We start from the raw sequence: 18,421 nt of genomic DNA, 5'->3' as shown, positions 1-18,421 counted from the left end.
CTGGTGGTCAGAAAATTGATTTCTTTGGTGTCCCTCGGTTTGGCGGCCATATTCGGATTTTTCTTCTACGTTCAATACTTCAAGTGGCGAACGTGCTTTAACGAGTTGGGTCGATGCTATGACCGTGAAACGGGAACGGTATATCTAGAACAGTCGGGGCAGGTTTGGATTTCCCTGACGGTCTTGGCCCTCGGCATTTCGTTCTACCAAGTGCTGCGAATGAGGCGTTGATTCCAATAGAGAAGTGATCAATGAGGGTAGATAGGGGTGTTTTACAGCCTAAAGGCTTGAAACATATATACTAGAGCTGTCCTTCAGGGATCGCCAGTTGGTTGAAGCGCAGTGCATAGTCTACTCATCTCATACCCTCTTGACGAGAGTCTCAAAAATTTGCCGCAGATGGTGGAAATGTGGTAATTTTCTCTGCAAACCTACTGGCCAGTCTGCCAATTCCACCAAAAGGCCTGCCTGTTTGGGGCCAGAGCGGATGCGCTATCCTGTAGGAAATATGGAGTGGCAGTATGAAGAAAATGGTTCAGTCAATTGCTTTTAGACTATCCATGCCAATCCCACTATTTCTCTTACTGTGTATGGGTATCGCTTGGGTTACCGTTCCACGCATTCTTGAAAACAGCACTGTAGATTTTGTTACGAAATCTGCCACCAATGCGGCGAACCAAATCAAGCAAATCCGCGGGTACTATACCAGGAATGTGGTGGTGGATGTCGAGGCTTCGGAGGGGCTGTCGGTTGGGGTGGACCACGAAGATAACCCAGGTGTAGTTCCATTGCCTGCCACATTTGTTCACGATATCAGTGATTTGATTGCAGATCAGGATATCAGCCTTTCACTATACAGTGCCTTACCGTTTCCGGGCCGGCGAGACCGTCAAATGGATGGTTTTATGCAAGAGGCTTGGACCTATCTTAATGAAAACCCGGAGGGGACTTTTAAACGTCAAGAGGTTGTGGATGGGGTGACGTTTTTGCGTGTAGCAGTCGCGGATCTGATGGTGGTTGATGCCTGTGTTTCATGCCACAACTCACACCCCGACTCACCAAAAACCGGCTGGAAGCTGGGTGACGTTCGCGGCGTGCTGGAGGTGCGTGAGAACATTCAGGCGCCTCTGGCAGCTTCGCTTGATCTGACGCGCAATATCCTGATTGGTGTCGCATTGGCGGGTTTGGGGCTTCTCCTCATAGTCTGGGCGACAACCCGAACGATCACCCGGCCGATTACCAAAATCTGCGAAAACATGGATGTGTTGGCTGCTGGAAATATGGAGGGTGAAATTTCTGCAGCCAGTCGAGGCGATGAGTTAGGGCAGATTGGCAAGACGCTGGTCAACCTGCGCAATGATCTGAAGAGTGCAAACGATGTTGCCAAAGAAAGCGTTGATCGAATGACGGCTTTGCTGGGCGCCTTGCCTGACAATTATTTCCGCATTGACCAAATGGGGGCCATTTTAGAATACCGGGTTCGTCCAGGGTTTGGTCCGGTCAATGACCCGGTTGCATTTCTCGGCTGCAATTTGGCAGATATTCTTCCCCCTGATCCACTTTTGTTGTTCCAGGAAAATATGCGTAAGCAACAGGATACCCAGGGCGTCGTGTCTTGGGAGTACACGCTGGAATATGAGGGTGAGCGACGGGACCGTGAAGCACATCTTTGCCCCATCTCTGGAGGCGAGGAGCTGGTTCTGGTGGTGCGCGATATATCGAAACGCCGCCAGGCAGAAAGGCAGCGCACCTTGGTTGAAGCCCGCTTGGGACGGCTCATCAGTAATTTGCCGGGTGTCGTCCTGAGTCGAAAGCTCTCGCCAGCGGGGGAATCCGAAGTCATCTATGTCAGCCCACAGAGTGAAGATATTTGGGGGTATACACCTGAGGAAATCTACACCACCAAAGACATTCTAGAGGGGACGCTTGACCCGGAAGATTTGATCACACTTCGGCAACTCTTTGTGACCTCCGCTGAGACTCTCAAACCCTATTCTCACCGCTATCAAATCACCTCTCGCTCGGGGCAGCGCAAGTGGCTGGAAACAAATTCCAGTGCTTATATGCAAGACGATGGGAGCACTTTAACCGTAGGATTCATCTCGGATGTGAGTGCGGAAGTCCGGACACAAGAACAGTTGGAAGGGCAACGGAAAATTGCAGATCGCGCGCAAAAACTTGAAAGCATTGGTCAACTGACCGGTGGTATGGCGCATGATTTCAACAACCTGCTTGCGGCCATTATGGGTAGTCTGGAATTGTTGCGAGATGACGAAACAGACCCCGAGCACCAAGCTCTGATTGATGCAGGTATTAGGGCTACCCAACGGGGAGCCGATTTGACACGCAGCATGTTGGCCTTTGCGCGCAGGGCTAGTCTGGATCCGAGTGTGATTGATCTAAATGCACTGGTGAATGAAACCTGCAATTGGGCCGGGCGTACTCTTCCCTCCAGCATCGACATCAATACGTTTCTAACTGTCGGATTGTGGCCGATTAAGGCCGATATTAGTTCCACTGAAAGTGCGGTTTTAAACCTGATCGTCAATGCGCGAGATGCGATGCGTGAGGGAGGCCAGCTGACGATTGAAACCTCAAATATCCGTATTGACGAGGACTATCTGGATGCGCGTCAGGAGAAGATGGAACCGGGCCGATACGTCATGCTTGCGGTCAGTGATACTGGGCATGGCATTCCGGATGCAGCTTTGGACAAGATTTTTGAACCGTTCTTTTCAACCAAAGCACTTGGAGCGGGGACTGGCCTTGGCCTGTCAATGATCCTAGGTTTTATGCGGCAATCTGGTGGTATGGTGCAGGTCTACTCGGAACCAGATGTTGGCACGACGTTTAAGCTCTACTTCAAGGCTTTCACCGATGAGGTTGAGGCCACAGTAACAGAGCGGGTTCAAAAAGTTAGTTTAACTGGAGACGGGCAGAAAATCCTTGTCGCTGAGGATGATAAACACGTTCTTCCCATTCTCGTCGCGACGCTGGAAAAGGCAGGTTACGGTGTAACCGCAGCCAGATCTGGAGACGAGGCGTTTGCCCTGTTTGAGGCCGATCCGACCTTTGATCTGCTTTTGACGGATATTATGATGCCCGGAACTCTTAAAGGCATAGCATTAAGCAGGGCAGTTCGCGAAAAAGTGGCAGATCTACCCGTCATCTTTATGTCCGGCTACGCCAACGAAGCAACTGTCCACGGCAACGGGTTGCGACCAGAAGACATCCGCCTGATGAAACCTGTCATGCGGGCCGACCTTCTGACTGCAATCAAGGAAACTCTGATCGGCTGAAGGCCCATGCTAAATAGAAGATAGAAGGCGAGGCTGGCAATTGTTCAATTTTAGCCCCTTTGAGCACAAACTGAAAAAGCGCAGTGCGAAACCGCACCGCGCCTTTCATGAGACTTTTGCATAGCAAGTTGGCTTTAGAAATCTTCCCATCCCGAAGCTGCGCGTCTTGGCTCGGGTGTTTCGAAATCAGGCTCGTGCGCTGAAAAGTCTGTGTCCCCCATTGGTGCTGCAGGTGCACTGTCAAACGAGACCAGATTATCGTTGCCCTCGCCGGTTTTGAACACGGACACTTGGAGAGCCAGTTCATTTGCGTCATTGCGCAGCAGTTGGCTGGCAGCAGTGGATTCTTCAACCATAGCCGCATTGTGCTGGGTGACCTGATCCAACTGTAAGACGCCAGCGTTGATTTCGGCCAGTGCGATTGACTGCTCTTCTGCACCCGAAGCAATGCCAACCACATGGCTGGAAATTGTACCGACGCTGTCGATGATTTTGCGCAGCTCTTCGCCAGTACGTCCAACAAGGTCGACGCCGTGGTTGACCTGCTGCGAGCTGTCACTGATCAGTTGTTTGATCTCTTGTGCAGCATCTGAGGAGCGCTGGGCGAGAGCCCGCACTTCGGAGGCAACCACTGCAAATCCCCGACCAGCTTCGCCAGCGCGAGCAGCTTCTACTCCGGCGTTGAGAGCCAGCAGGTTGGTCTGGAATGAGATGTCGTCAATCACCGAGATGATCTGAGAGATCTGTACCGAGGATTTTTCAATCTCTGCCATCGCATCTACTGCTTCACGCACAACAACGCCGCTTTGCTCTGCTGTGGTGCTGGCACTGGCAACGATACCCTCGACCTCTTTGGCGCCAGAAGCCGCAGATTTCACACTGGAGGTCAATTCGTCCAACGCAGCAGCGGTTTGCTCTAGCGTTGCGGCCTGACTTTCTGTGCGCTGTGACAGATCGTTGGAAGACTGGTTGATTTCTTCGGAGCTACCACGGATCTTTTCTGAGTTTCCGACGACAGAACCGATGATACCAAGCAATGTTTCAATTGTGAGGTTATAGTTTTCGCGCAGGGTTTCATATTCAGGGTCGAACGGCTGGTCGATGGTTTCAGTCAGATCGCCCTCTGACAGCCGCTGAAGAGCACCGGTCAAATCGTCGACCACTTTCTTTTGACCTTCCTGAGCCTGGATGCGTTGCTGCTCCACCTCTCGGGCCTCGGATAGCTGTGTTTTGAGGTTTTCCACTGTCCGTGCAATGGCACCGATTTCGTCACCGCGCTCCAGATGGATTGGGTCTTGATTGTAGGTGCCATGAGCAATTTCGTCGATCAGTTTGCCAACATCCTGTAGCGGGCGTGACATCATCGAACGCAGCAAGAACGTTGAAATTGTGCACATGATCAGGAAAGCGACGCCTGCTACGACATAGGAAATCAGCTTGGCCTCGGCAACTTCGGCAAGAGCCAGATCTGGTGACCAGATGATCGCGATCGCGCCTACGATGCTGTCCCCTTTGGCCCCAGCTGTTGCTGGCATGGCGATGAAATACCCATCCCCTGTGGTTTCACCTGCACCCGTTGCAAAAGAGGCCTGCGCCAGGGTTTCCAGTTGACCCATTTGGGCTTCATCGGCGACACCAGATGTTGCAATCACCTCATTTGAGCTGTTGGTGGCAATGGCATAACGTGCGCGGCCTTCGGACTCTTCAAGAATGCGGTCGAGTGCGATTTGAACACCGCTGGCATCACCAAATCGCATGGCTCCGCCATTGCGGGCGCCTGCGGCCTGAGTGATTTCGGCCGCAAGGCCCAGAACGCCATCTTCGATGGCCTTGTTGACGATCCGCTGGTTCTGAAACATCAAAACGCTAGCCACAATAAGTGTTGTCGCGGTAATCAGCAGGGTACATTTGATAAAAACCGACATGCCGTTAAACACTGGTTTTAGTGGATTTCGAATTTTCATGTGAGTGCCTTATCGGTTCCAGGCCAAGCGGCGTTGGCTGAGATTATATTAGGGCTTCTGCATCAATGCCGATGGTCATTGCGCCAATGGACTGCCCGGTTTCAGGATCAATTATCGTCAACGAGATCTGGCCTTGATAACTTTGGGTGGATTCATCGAGCTCCACATCTCCAAAGTGAACTGCATCAGGGCCTACGCTGTAAGTCTGAGAAAATTTAGCTTCGTCGCCTTGCCACATGTCAGAGGTCATGCTGGAAGCGGCCACATTTAGACCTCGGGCATCCATGATAAAAACTTCGGTGACGCGGCCGCCAGACGCCTCAACCTGCTGGCGTAGAAAGTCCGCAGTGGCGCCTACGATGACTGGCGTAATAGTTGGGGTAGAAGGCGTTCCAATTTCAGCGCGCCAGGTTTTGTCCAGTTCGTCGATCATCCCCTGATCATAGCTACTGGTGCGTTTGTTCTGGGCGTTGATTGCCTCCACCAGGATTGGAGATTGGACCCAATTCCGAATCTCTGCTTCCAAGTAAGCTGACATCGCTGGCGCGTACTCATTTGCGTGAACATGAGCTGACAGCATGGATGTCGTTATGGCGAGTGCTGATAGTGTAATCGTTTTCATTTGTCGGACCCCTAGTAAAATTTCCTCAGAGTGAATGAGGACAGGCTGAATTTGGGGACAGGGTATTTACGGTGAATTAATTCACTTTTGGAATGTTGCGTAAAATTTTAAGAAATGAGAGGTGAAGTTCTGTTGTGCCAGTGTCGCAAGACGTGGTGGTAGAATTGAAAGGCTTGTTCCACTGCACATGGGTGCCGTAGAGAAAAGGGGAGCGGAGTTCGCGTATTTAGCTTCTCCTAATACACTGTCCTGAAAGGTATAAAATGTCTGAGATTACTCGTAAACACACCGGCGCTCGCATGAGTCAAATCGTCATGCATGGCGATACAATTTATCTGGCGGGCCAGGTAGGCACAGCTGGCGAAAGCGTCGCAAAGCAAACGCAAAGTTGCCTGGAAAAAATTGATGCATTGCTTGGTGAAGTTGGATCAGACAAGACAAAAATCCTGCAAACGACCATCTGGCTGGCCGATATGGCGGACTTTGCCGAGATGAATGCAGTCTGGGATGCTTGGGTGCCGCAGGGCCATACCCCAGCACGGGCCTGTGGTGAAGCAAAGCTAGCGCTACCAGAATTCAAGGTTGAATTCATGGTGACCGCAGCCCGCTGATGGGATCAGGTCTGCGTTGATTGCAGACTGCGTTGTAATACAATGCGCAAGGCGGCCGGATTGATCGGCTTGTGCAGGAGACCGACATCTATACCACTGCACAAAACGGTCACGTCGGGATCGCGGTTGGCTGTGATCAGGCAGGCAGGTAGCGGACCATACTGTTGCCTGAGGTGGATAATTGCGTCGCTACCCAATAGCCCATCGTCGAGCTGGTAATCCGCAATCACCAGATCCGGGGCGATGTCCACTTCATGTAGTAGTGCGATAGCTTCCGCTTCGCTTGAGCAGGCAAATACCTCCAGCCCCCAATCTTCCAGTGTAGCGGTCAAAGCTTTGCGCAGGCCGGTGTCATTTTCCAACAGCAGCACTATAGCCGGAGCCATGATGGCAGGCCCTAGAATTTGGTCGGGGAGGGGGCTGTCAGGTTTTTGCGGGCTGACAATAGGAAGCGTGACGCTAAACACCGTGCGACCTGTGGTTGAGCGAAGCTGAAGTGGGTGATCAAGAAGATCACAGGCCCGTTTGACTATGGCGAGTCCTAGTCCTACGCCCTCGCTTGGGTGGGACGGCGTGACAATGCGGTGAAATTCGTCAAATACACGTTGATGCTGATCCAAAGGGATACCAGATCCGGTGTCATGTACCTCGATCCTCAGGTTGTCACCACAACGACGAGCTCCAACCAGAACTTTGCCGCTGTTGGTATAGCGTACAGCGTTGGAAATCAGGTTTTGCAAGATTCGGCGTAAAAATGTGGCGTCGCTGCGGACGGTGGCGCGCGGCAGCACAATGCGAAAATCGAGCCCCTTTTGCATTGCGAGCGGCGCCAGTTCGTCCCCCAGTTGGACAAGGATATCCGCCAGCGCCACGTCGGTAACATCAACGGCTACTCGACCACTATCGAGTTTTGAGATGTCTAACAGAGCTTCTAGAATGTCTTCGACGCCAACCAGCGCATTGGTGGCCTTGTCTAGGCGGTCCTGTAATTCGGGGGTGGTGATGCCTTCGGCGAGCGATGCCATATACAGTTTTGCTGCTGACAACGGTTGCAACAGGTCATGGCTGGCGGCTGCAACAAAACGAGACTTGGAAGTATTGGCCCGTTCGGCATCCGCCAGGGCGGCTTCCAGTTCCAGCGTTCGCTCCGCGACGCGGCGTTCCAGGGTTTCGTTGGCCTCTGCCTGGGCGCGGGCTGCGGCCCGTTCGATGGTGACGTCAGAGAAAGATATTACAAAACCACCGTCTGGCATTTGCTGGGCAAAGGCGCTGAGCGCACGCGAGCCGATCAAAACGTCAAACGACAGTGGTACACGGTTTTCTTTGCTGGCAATCCAAGAATGTAACGTGTCGGCGGCATCTGGATCGGGGAACTGTCCTTGGTCCTGCAACAGCTGGAATAGCGCCCCGGCACGACTGCCCAGCGTCAGGTGGTGCAGTGGCAAAGCTAGTAACTCTCCTAGGCGCTGGTTCCGGCCTGCCAACAGGTTATGGGTGTCAAAAATACAGACCCCCTGATCCAGATGATCCAAAGTGGCCCGGATCAACTGTGCCTGATCGTCCAACAGCCGGTCTCGCTCACGCCGCTCCAAACGCATCATATCGGTGACATCGGTTTGCAAAATGACAGTGCCACCGTCAGTGGTGCGCTGTTCACTCACTTGTAACCAGCGTTGGCCCGCAATGCGGGTATTGAATACCGCGTGTTTGTCCCGGTGGTGCAGCATCCTGCGTTTGGCCCAAGTGGCAGGTGAGATCCCTTTGGGCAGGGCCAGTGAACTGCTCCTTGAAACCAATTGTACGTAGGTCTTGAAGCTTAACCCCGGTAGTAATTTTGGGTGTACGTCGCGCATCCATTTGCCAAAGCGGCTGTTGCACATCACCAGTTCATCCCGGGCATTGAACAGGGCAAAACCCTCGCGCACTGTTTCGATGGCATTGCTTAGATCAGCGCGGGCGCGTTCCGTGGCGGCATTGGCGCTCGCCAGCTCATTATGTGTTAAATTCAGCTGCTCCAGAGCCTGCTCCAGATCCAGTGTCCGGCTGCGAACTTCCTCTTCCAGTAGCGCGGCGCGTTCAAATTGTGCATAGGCCATGCCGCTATCCGACGGGCTTTGTTCGACCCGGCGCATCAGCGTTTCAGCGATTTTCAGCAGCTTTTGGTTTTGTCGTTCCAGCGTATCGGCAGGGTTGATCAATGTATGGCTCACGGCACGTCAGCCTGTGTCGGTACCAGATCGGGGGGCGGATAGATCGCCACACCGGTCAGGGTCTGGTTTACGTGCATGGAATTCACTTGCTCACCGTAGGTGGAAAACCCAAACACCCGATTGGCGGAAAGGATGTGCGACACGGCATTGGTTTGTTGTTTTTGCTCGGCATCTATACGGCGCAACAAGCAGTCGCATGCCAAAATCATGTCGGGCGCCCTTTGCTGCCCCAAACTCTGCATTTCCTTTTGCAGGTGTGTCACCATATCCTGCTGGTCCGCCAGCGCCAGCACCATGCCTTCGTCGATGGCAGAGAAGAACACCAGCGACCCGTCCGGGGCGACCTGTTGAATGGCGCGGACATGGTGTTGGTCGCCCAATCGCACCAGCAAGGGATGGGCTGCAAAGGTATAGGTCGACAGTTGCTCGGGATCTTTTCCCAGAATCCGGGCCAACTCGCGCGCCGCAGGTTCGGCGTTGATCTCATGGACAAGGCGCTGACCCGGGTCGGCGGCGGTCACCACCATTCTGTTATTCGTCGGGGTCAGATTATCTGCTTTAAACACCTTTACGGGGCAGATTGACCGGACCTGAGTAAGGACAGCAGCATTTTCAAAGACCTTCCCATCATACAACACTGAAGTCTGCTGAAAAGCGTCTCCATCGCCAGCGGATCCGCCAAACAACGGGACAGGCCCTAAGCCCGGGGCCAGTTGTGCCGTCAAGGTATCCTCGCGTCGCGATAGGCCATCGACCATCAAAAAGGCGAATTCAGATTCCCAATCCGGGGCGGCCAGGGTCATCTGACGACGGTTACGAATGATCTGGTGCAGCGCGGTTTGTATCTCGGGGGTGTCCAAAGTCTCGATCAATGTGCAACATGTGGTGAAGTGAGATTTTGGAAAGCCCACGGCGACGATCCCACCCTCACCATACCCACTTTGTGAAATTTCTCCGGCTGTGGTGCAACCTACCACCGGAACCGGCGCAAATTGTGCATGTGCTTCGGCGGCAATCCGGGAGATGTCTGCCAAAGGGGAGACAAACAACAACACCAGTTCCAATTCCTGGTCAGGACAATCTGTTGCTGTTTTCGCGGTGTCGGACGGGGCCAAACCCTGAGCAAGTTGAGCTACAGCTTCGGGGTGCTGGCAGTCTGCATAGGCCGTTCTCATTAATGAGGGGGAGGTTTCGGGGAGGTGTTTCAGGCTTGGGGCTTTCGTTCTGACTATGGTTGCAACAGCTATAGCGTTGCCGTTTTGGAGAGAAAAATCCAGAGTTCAGGTTAGCGAAACCCTGCGTCCTTGGCCCGCAGCACAGCTTGTGTGCGGCTTTGGACGGCGAGCTTGCGCATAATGGCAGTGACATGGGCCTTGACCGTGGTTTCGGCGATCGACAGGTCAAAGGCGATTTGCTTGTTTAGTTTCCCCTCGCAGATCAGTCGCAGAATGCGGGCTTGTTGTTGCGTCAGACTGCGCAAACGGCTGAGCGCATCGGTGCCACCTTGGTCTTGCTGTTCTGGCAACAGCACATACCCCGCAGGTAAAAAGCGTTCGCCCCGGCGCAGGGCATCAACTGCGGCGCGAAACACCTCGCGTTGGCTGTGCTTGGGAATAAACCCAGCCGCGCCCGCATGCAGCGCGGCGCTGATCACCCGGTTGTCGGCCATAGAAGAGATAACCAGAATAGGGGCCTTGGTCAGCCGTCGCAGCTGCTTCAAGCCATCCAAGCCCTGAACGTCTGGCAGGTTCAGATCCAGCAAAATCAAATCCGGGGCTAATTCGAGCTGCGGCAATGCCTCTTGCAGGCAGGGGGCGGTGGCGATCTCCTGCAACCCTGCCACCGATTGCAATGTCATCAACAGTGCATCACAAAACAACGGATGATCATCGATGATCAAGGCCGAAGTAAAGCCGGGAGGGGCAATCTCTGCAGCGGATTGGGTCATGTTCAGGCTCCTTGCAGGGGCAGACTAGCAAAACCTCCCTGCGGGTCAAACCGCCACATAGGTCGCAGGGGTCATTGGCCTGGGGTCCTTCATCTAGCTGAAAATATCCTCGGGGGTGCGGGGGCAGACAGCCCCCGCTTCTGATTGGCGATTGAGTGCCTTTGCCCTGTTCATTTGTCCGATCCAACGCCAAGATGTGGCAAACCGAAAAAAGGTCTATGATGATTGAGCTGAAAGACATGCAGCTGCTGAGCGCGCTGGCGCGACACCAGCACTTTGCCAAAGCCGCGCAGGATTGCGGCATGTCACAACCGGCTTTTTCCATGCGGATACGCAACATGGAAGAGCGACTGGGGGTTTCAATTGTACGGCGTGCCAATCGTTTCCAGGGATTGACCGAAGAAGGACAGATGATCCTGCAACGGTCGCGGAGCATTTTAGATGATGTTAAAGCGCTGGAGCAGGAAATTGCTGCCAGTCGTGGTGAGGTGTCCGGGACTTTGGTGTTGGGGGTGGTGCCCACAGCTACGGCCTATGCTGCGCAGTTGGTTGATCAGGTGCTGGCCCAACACCCACGTATACTGGCGCGGGTGGAGGTGACCACGTCGCTCTCTATCCAGCAACGGCTGTATGATGGGACAATTGATGCTGGCATCACTTATGATGACAGTCTGGGCCGTGATCTGGTCAATATCATACAGTTGTATGAAGAAGCCTATGTTCTGCTCGCACCAACAGAGATGGTGTCCGGGTTCGACGGTTCCATCAGCTGGGCAGAGGCCGCTAAATTGCCGTTGAGCTTGCTGGATCCACAGATGCAGAACCGGCGCATTCTGGACCGGGTTTTCGATGATCTTGGGCTGACACCAAAAATTGTGTCTGAATCCAATGGGTTCATGACGTCGATGGTGATGGCGCGGGCTGGGTCTACGGCGACGATCCTACCATTGGCGCTGGTCGATGCCCTGGGCGATCTGGGGGGGACACGGGTGTTGACGCTGATTGAGCCTGAGCAGGCAAAGCCGATTTGTATAGCCACTTTGGACCGAACACCGGAGTTGACCACCGTGCGGGCGCTGAAGCAACTGGTTGCCGGTTTTTCACGATAAGCATTCGTTATTGTGCCTTTGGATTTTCAGATTTGACGATATTCATTCCTGATGACATTCCGCTTGGAAAGACTCGTGCGAATTGGAGATCACCGTGGCACCATTGGATCAAGGCAAAGGCGTTTGGAAGTCCGGTAAGGGCAAGGGCCGCAAAACGCCCAAGGGACGTCAGGTTGATGACATCGCGTTGGGCGAAGTTCAGAGCCTGTTGGGTGATAACCCGCGTCGCCGCGACCTGCTGATCGAATTCCTGCATCTTATACAGGATGAATATGGCCACCTTAGCGCGGCACATATCCGGGCCTTGGCCGAGGAAATGCGCACGGGACAGGCCGAGATCTATGAGGTTGCCAGTTTTTATGCCCATTTTGATGTGGTGCGCGAAGATGAAACGCCTCCGCCTGCACTGACCATTCGGGTCTGCGATTCATTGTCGTGTGAGCTGGCCGGTGCCGAACAGTTGCAACAGGCGCTGAAGGACGGGCTGGACGAAAGTCAGGTTCGGGTTCTGCGCGCGCCCTGCATGGGCCGTTGCGATACCGCGCCGGTGCTGGAAATTGGCCACAACCATATTGACCACGCCACGCCGGAAAAAGTGCAGGCGGCAATTGCTGCGGATGACACCCATGCCCATGTGCCTGATTATGAGGGCTATGACGCTTATGTAGCCGAGGGTGGCTACGCGACCTTGAAATCTTTGCGCGCGGATGGCGACTGGGAAGAGGTGCAAGCCAAAATCAAAGAGGCCGGTTTGCGCGGTCTGGGGGGCGCAGGTTTTCCGTCGGGCACCAAATGGGGTTTTGTGCGCGCCAATGCGGGCACTCGTTATCTGGCAGTGAACGGCGATGAAGGCGAACCGGGCACGTTCAAGGATCGCTACTATCTGGAGCGCACGCCACATTTGTTCCTGGAGGGCATGCTGATCGCGGCCTGGGCTGTCGAAGCTGAAAAAGCATTCATCTATATGCGCGATGAATATCCGGCGGTGTTGGAAATCCTCGCGGATGAGATCAAAGCGCTGGAACAGGCCGGTATTGTCGAGGAAGGCTATATCGATCTGCGTCGTGGGGCAGGGGCCTATATCTGCGGTGAAGAAAGCGCGATGATTGAAAGCATCGAGGGCAAGCGCGGCATGCCACGCCATCGGCCGCCATTTGTGGCGCAGGTGGGGATCTTTGGTCGCCCGACTCTGGTGCACAATGTCGAAACCCTGCTGTGGATCGCCAAGATCAACCGCGAGGGTCCGGAATGCCTGAACGCGGTGGAAAAAAACGGTCGCACAGGGCTGCGGTCGTATTCTGTATCTGGTCGCGTCCAGAACCCCGGCGTGCATCTGCTGCCAGCCGGCTCAACCATCACCGAGATCATCGAGGCCTGCGGTGGAATGCTGGAAGGGCATGTCTTCAAAGCTTACCAACCCGGTGGCCCGTCTTCAGGTTTGTTGCCAGCCTCGATGCATGATGTGCCGCTCGACTTTGACACACTGCAGCCTCATGGCACCTTTATTGGTTCAGCAGCTGTGGTAGTTTTGTCCGATCAAGACTCGGCCCGTGATGCAGCGCTGAACATGCTACGGTTCTTTGAAGATGAAAGCTGTGGCCAGTGTACCCCGTGCCGCGTTGGTTGCGAAAAAGCGGTCAAACTGATGAACGCGCCCAAATGGGATCAGGATCTGTTGGAAGAGTTGAGCACAACCATGGTTGATGCCTCGATCTGTGGCTTGGGACAGGCCGCGCCGAACCCGATCCGCCTGACGATGAAACACTTCCCGGATGAGGTATAAGCCATGAGCAATTCGATCACCTTTACCCTCGATGGCAAAGAAGTCACCGCTGAAGCAGGCATGAGCATTTGGGAAGTGGCCAATGGGCGTGGATTGAAGATCCCGCATCTGTGCCACAAGCCAGCGCCGGGTTACCGCCCCGACGGCAATTGTCGCGCCTGTATGGTTGAGATCGAAGGCGAGCGTGTGCTGGCGGCGTCCTGTATTCGTGAACCGTCTGAGGGCATGGTTGTTACCACGAATAACGCCCGCGCCGAAGGTGCCCGCAAAATGGTGATGGAACTGCTGGTCGCAGACCAACCCAAACAGGAAGAGGCGCATGATAAATCCAGCCACCTGTGGGACATGGCCGAGCTGAACGGGGTTTCGGAGTCACGTTTCCCCAAGCTTGAAAAAGCCCGTATTCCGCTGCTGGATGACACCCATGTGGCCATGTCTGTAAACCTGGACGCCTGTATTTCTTGTAATCTCTGTGTGCAGGCTTGCCGTGAAGTGCAGGTCAATGACGTGATTGGCATGGCCGGTCGCGGCCATGATGCCTATCCGGTATTCGATGTCGCAGATCCGATGGGGCAATCGTCCTGTGTGGCCTGCGGCGAATGTGTGCAGGCCTGCCCAACCGGGGCGTTGATGCCATCAGCAGTACTGGATGACGCCGGGCAGGGGGATTCCAAGGATTTCGACAGTGAAACCGAAAGCGTTTGTCCGTTTTGTGGCGTGGGCTGCAAGGTCTCGCTGAAAGTCAAAGACGGTAAGGTCAAATCTGTTGAAGGCATTAATGGCCCGGCCAACGAGGGCCGTTTGTGCGTTAAGGGCCGCTTTGGCTTCGACTATATCCACCACCCCCACCGGTTGACCAAGCCGCTGATCCGTCGCGACGATGCCCCTGCCAAGGGATTGAACGTCGACCCTGGTAATCTGGGCACTCATTTCCGTGAGGCAACTTGGGAAGAGGCGATGGATCTGGCGGCCAAGGGGCTGGTAGGATTGAAGGATGAACACGGCGGACGCTCGGTTGCGGGCTTTGGTTCGGCCAAGTGCACCAACGAAGAGGCCTATCTGTTCCAAAAGTTCATTCGTCAGGGGTTCAAGCACAACAACGTTGATCACTGTACGCGGTTGTGCCACGCGTCCTCTGTTGCGGCGCTGATCGAAAATGTTGGATCCGGCGCGGTGACCGCAACCTTCAACGAGATCGAAAACTCGGACGTGGCGATCATTATCGGTTCGAACCCGATTGAAAACCACCCCGTAGCCGCGACCTATTTCAAGCAGTTCACCAAACGTGGTGGCAAGCTGATTGTAATGGATCCGCGCGGCGTGGGCATGCGACGCTTTGCCGAAGAGATGGTGCAGTTCCGTCCTGGTGCTGATGTGTCGATGCTGAACGCGATCATGAATGTGATCGTCGAGGAAGGTCTCTATGATGAGGCCTATATCGAGAAATACACGGAAAACTGGGAGGCCGAGAGGGCCCATCTGGCGCAGTTCACGCCTGAGGCGATGTCCGGGATTTGTGGCGTCAGCCCCGAGCAATTGCGCCGGGTTGCCCGGATTTATGCCAATGGCAAAGCGGCGTTGATTTTCTGGGGTATGGGCATTTCCCAGCATATTCATGGCACCGATAACTCACGCTGCCTGATTTCGCTGGCGCTAATGACCGGAAACGTGGGCAAGCCAGGCGCCGGTCTGCATCCGTTGCGTGGGCAAAACAACGTTCAAGGGGCCTCGGATGCGGGTTTGATCCCGATGTTCCTGCCGGATTATCAGTCGGTGATGGATGATGGCATTCGCAAATCCTTTACTGATGTTTGGAACAGCGATGACTTCTCGAATGAGAAGGGGCTAACCGTCACTGAGATCGTTGATCAGGTCTATGCAGGCAATATCAAGGGCATGTATATTCAGGGTGAAAACCCGGCGATGTCAGACCCGGACGCAGGCCATGCGCGCGAGGCCTTTGCCAAGCTGGACCTGATGATTGTGCAGGATATCTTCCTGACCGAAACCGCCAACTACGCAGACATCATTCTGCCGGCTTCTACTCTGTATGAAAAGAACGGTACCGTTTCCAACACCAACCGACAGGTACAGCGGGTGCGTCCAGCGGTGGCACCTCCGGGTGAGGCGCGTGAGGATTGGAAGATAACCACGGAACTGGCGCAGCGTATTGGGCTGCATTGGGGCTACACAGATGTCAGCGAAGTCTTCAACGAGATGAAGCTGAACATGAAGTCGCTGGACAATATCACTTGGGAGCGTCTGAAGACTGAGACGATCACCTACCCGTCGCTACATGAGACAGACCCCGGTCAGGCGATTGTGTTTGGTGATGGCTTCCCACGTCCCGAAGGGCGGGCGAAATTCACCCCAGCCAGCGTTATTGCACCGGATGAAGCGCCGGATGCCGAATATCCGATGATCATGACCACTGGTCGTCAGCTGGAGCATTGGCACACCGGGTCGATGACCCGTCGGTCCAAAGTGCTGGATGCGGTCGAGCCAGAGGCAAACTGTTCGTTGAACCCACGGACACTGAAACTGATGGGGGTTGAGCCGGGCGATATGGTGCGCTTAAGCACACGCCGTGGTTCGATTGTGATCATGGCGCGGGCAGACCGGGCGATTGCCGAGGATATGGTCTTTGTACCTTTTGCCTATGTCGAGGCCGCTGCCAATATCCTGACCAACCCGGCAATTGACCCCTATGGTAAGATCCCCGAGTTCAAATTTGCAGCGGTGCGTGTGGAAAAAGCCGTAGGGCAGATCGCGGCAGAGTGAGTTGCGGTTCAGTTTTATGAAACAAAGCGGGCGCGGAACCATTGGTTCCGCGCCCGTATTCCTAGTGGCGCCGCGCTGACGCGCGGCGCAGTGGTGGCCCTCGTTGGCCTGTCAACAGGGCGCGGAGGTCACGCCATCAGGGTTACAGTGCTTTTGCCGGCGCCCCGGCGCAGGGCGTGAACCTCAGCCAGTTCTGGGTCATTGATCCAGGATTTTGCGGCCTCGGCTGTTTCAAATTCCAGAATGGCACCAAGACCCATTTCGCTGCGAGTACCTTCAAGCACAGTTTGCTGAGGGGTGGCCTGTACGACGCGGCCACCATGTTTGGACAGCGCGTCGCCTGCCTTTTCCTTGTAAGCGGCCAGTGACTCAGGCGCAGTTACGATAATGTTTGCGTAGGCATAAACCATTTTGAAGCTCCGTGTTTGAATGACACGGCATACATGGAAGGATGTGTGGCAAACGAAAACACGTGCATTTGCACGCATGACATGCGTAAATGCTTGGATGCAGGTGAACTGGGATGATATGCGCACGGTGCTTGCGCTGGTGCGGGCGGGGACACTGGCTGGCGCGGGCGAGGCATTGGGCGTGACCTACACCACAGTCGCCCGCCGGGTGCAGAGGGCTGAAGACATGTTGGGTCAATCGCTGTTTGAGCGCCACCCCGACGGGTACCTGCCTACAGCACAGGCCCATAGTATGGCGGACGCAGCGGAGCAGATGGAACAACAGGAGCATCAGCTGTTGCGCCAGCTGGCGGGGCAGGATCGGTCCTTGTCTGGCCCCTTTACCTTAACTGCACCGCAATTATTGATACAGGCGCAGCTGGCGCCTTTGCTGGCTGAATTCACCCTGCGCTATCCAGAAATAGAATTAAGAGTAAAAGCCAGCAACGACCTGCTGAACCTGACCCGGCGTGAAGCAGATTTGGCCATTCGGATTAGCGCAGATCCGGGTGATACTCTGGTGGGGCGGCGGCTTTGTGATCAACGCAGTGCCTGTTATGCTACGCCCGAGCTGGCACGGCGCGCTTCTGAGGATCCAAGTGCACCGTTAGACTGGGTTCTATTCTCAGAACACGCCGCCGCCCCCAAAGCAGCGCTGGCCTGCTACCCAAATGCACGCATCCGTGGTCGGTTTGATGATATGGTTGCTCTGATCGCAGCGGCGCAAGCTGGAATGGGGGCCTTGCGACTGCCTCTATTCTTGGCGCGTGCGACCCCTGGACTGGTGCCTCTGCCGCAGGTGCCAACAACCCCATATGCTCCGATCTGGATGCTCAGCCACCGAGATCTGCAACATGCGGGCAAACTGGCTGCCTTCAAGGGGATACTACTGCCTTGGTTCAAAGAGCACGCCGATCTGTTTACCCACCATTGACCCCATGTCCTCGCTTGGTAGCTTCGCTTAGTTCTAGCTCTGGCCAAAGGAGTACTAATGCAAAGCCAAATGAAAGACACGCTGCCCATGAACAGCTCTGGTTGGGAATGGCAATGAAGCTTCTTGCTCTCTCTGGCAGTGCCCGCGCCGCTTCAACCAACACAGCTATGCTGGAATGCTTCTGCCAACTGGCTCCACTTGATATTGAATTGGAGCTTTGTCATGGGCTGGCCGACTTGCCGATATTCTCTCCTGACCGTGAAGGTGAGAATATTCCGGCATTGGCGAGCGAGTTCATTTCAGCCGTGCGTCAGGCCGACGGGATCATTGTGGCCAGCCCTGAGTATGTCCGGGGCATCCCCGGTGGATTGAAGAATGTGATAGATTGGCTGGTGTCCGGTGACGAGATCATCGCAAAGCCAATTGTTCTGGCGCATGCCTCACATCGCGGCTTGGACATGCTGGCTTCGCTGCGATTGGTGCTGGGAACTGTATCGCAGAGGTTCAATGCGGAGCTGTTTGTGCAGTTCCCTTTGATGTCACAAACCCCACGGGATGTACGGCGTACATTAGAGATCGAAGAGAACGCCTCGGTTATCGAGGCCTTCCTGAAGGATTTTAGCGCCTACATCCTCCATTCCGACTCGTTTTGACATATTCCGACTCGTTTTTTGTTGTTTTTGAGGGTTGAGTCTGTGGATAGGTCTGTGG

The 18,421-nt window shown here is 54.7% G+C and carries 13 protein-coding genes; 7 read left to right on the top strand and 6 right to left on the bottom strand.

Annotated features, from left to right (window positions below):
• Positions 1-560: 560 nt before the first annotated feature.
• A complete protein-coding gene (locus GO984_RS14795) occupies positions 561-3,299 on the top strand; it encodes an ATP-binding protein (RefSeq protein ID WP_167740357.1) in 2,739 nt (912 codons plus the stop codon).
• Positions 3,300-3,433: 134 nt separating this feature from the next.
• Here the strand turns inward: GO984_RS14795 and GO984_RS14790 are convergent, their stop codons facing one another.
• Positions 3,434-5,263, bottom strand: a complete 1,830-nt coding sequence (locus tag GO984_RS14790) for a methyl-accepting chemotaxis protein (RefSeq protein ID WP_157023400.1) — start codon at positions 5,261-5,263, stop codon at positions 3,434-3,436.
• Positions 5,264-5,306: 43 nt separating this feature from the next.
• A complete protein-coding gene (locus GO984_RS14785; protein WP_245231129.1) occupies positions 5,307-5,885 on the bottom strand; it encodes a hypothetical protein in 579 nt (192 codons plus the stop codon).
• Between the two features lie 263 nt (positions 5,886-6,148).
• Here GO984_RS14785 and GO984_RS14780 point away from each other — a divergent pair, with 263 nt between their 5' ends.
• A complete protein-coding gene (locus tag GO984_RS14780; protein ID WP_157023399.1) occupies positions 6,149-6,496 on the top strand; it encodes a RidA family protein in 348 nt (115 codons plus the stop codon).
• 5 nt (positions 6,497-6,501) lie between these two features.
• On the opposite strand, the gene GO984_RS14775 is transcribed toward GO984_RS14780, so the two are convergent.
• The 3 genes from GO984_RS14775 to GO984_RS14765 form a co-directional block, all read right to left on the bottom strand.
• On the bottom strand, positions 6,502-8,706 hold the full coding sequence (locus tag GO984_RS14775; protein ID WP_167740356.1) for a PAS-domain containing protein: 2,205 nt from the start codon (positions 8,704-8,706) through the stop codon (positions 6,502-6,504).
• Positions 8,703-9,881: an FIST N-terminal domain-containing protein gene (locus GO984_RS14770; protein WP_157023398.1), complete on the bottom strand. Its 1,179-nt coding sequence runs from the start codon at positions 9,879-9,881 to the stop codon at positions 8,703-8,705. The genes GO984_RS14775 and GO984_RS14770 overlap by 4 nt, the downstream gene beginning before the upstream one ends.
• 110 nt (positions 9,882-9,991) lie before the next feature.
• Positions 9,992-10,654, bottom strand: coding sequence for a response regulator (locus tag GO984_RS14765; RefSeq protein ID WP_157023397.1), 663 nt, complete (start codon positions 10,652-10,654; stop codon positions 9,992-9,994).
• Between the two features lie 221 nt (positions 10,655-10,875).
• Between GO984_RS14765 and GO984_RS14760 the strand changes: the two genes are divergently transcribed.
• The 3 genes from GO984_RS14760 (at position 10,876) to fdhF (ending at position 16,327) form a co-directional block, all read left to right on the top strand.
• Complete coding sequence (locus tag GO984_RS14760; protein WP_157023542.1) at positions 10,876-11,763, top strand: LysR family transcriptional regulator; 888 nt, start codon at positions 10,876-10,878, stop codon at positions 11,761-11,763.
• Between the two features lie 94 nt (positions 11,764-11,857).
• Positions 11,858-13,546: an NAD(P)H-dependent oxidoreductase subunit E gene (locus GO984_RS14755; protein WP_167740355.1), complete on the top strand. Its 1,689-nt coding sequence runs from the start codon at positions 11,858-11,860 to the stop codon at positions 13,544-13,546.
• Between the two features lie 3 nt (positions 13,547-13,549).
• On the top strand, positions 13,550-16,327 hold the full coding sequence (gene fdhF, locus GO984_RS14750; RefSeq protein WP_157023395.1) for a formate dehydrogenase subunit alpha: 2,778 nt from the start codon (positions 13,550-13,552) through the stop codon (positions 16,325-16,327).
• A gap of 128 nt (positions 16,328-16,455) precedes the next feature.
• Here fdhF and GO984_RS14745 read toward each other — a convergent pair whose 3' ends face one another.
• The gene (locus GO984_RS14745) at positions 16,456-16,737 is read right to left on the bottom strand and encodes a DUF1330 domain-containing protein (protein ID WP_157023394.1); all 282 of its coding nucleotides are present in this window, start codon (positions 16,735-16,737) and stop codon (positions 16,456-16,458) included.
• 76 nt (positions 16,738-16,813) lie between these two features.
• On the opposite strand from GO984_RS14745, the gene GO984_RS14740 reads away from it, so the two are divergent.
• Positions 16,814-17,710: a LysR family transcriptional regulator gene (locus GO984_RS14740; protein ID WP_245231128.1), complete on the top strand. Its 897-nt coding sequence runs from the start codon at positions 16,814-16,816 to the stop codon at positions 17,708-17,710.
• Between the two features lie 107 nt (positions 17,711-17,817).
• A complete protein-coding gene (locus GO984_RS14735; protein WP_245231127.1) occupies positions 17,818-18,363 on the top strand; it encodes an NADPH-dependent FMN reductase in 546 nt (181 codons plus the stop codon).
• Positions 18,364-18,421 lie beyond the last annotated feature (58 nt).

It is taken from the genome of Parasedimentitalea huanghaiensis, assembly GCF_009753675.1.
In the GTDB taxonomy this organism is placed as follows: Bacteria; Pseudomonadota; Alphaproteobacteria; order Rhodobacterales; family Rhodobacteraceae; genus Parasedimentitalea; species Parasedimentitalea huanghaiensis.
Note: the sequence above shows the minus strand (reverse complement) of the source record. Positions and strands in the feature narration are given on the sequence as shown.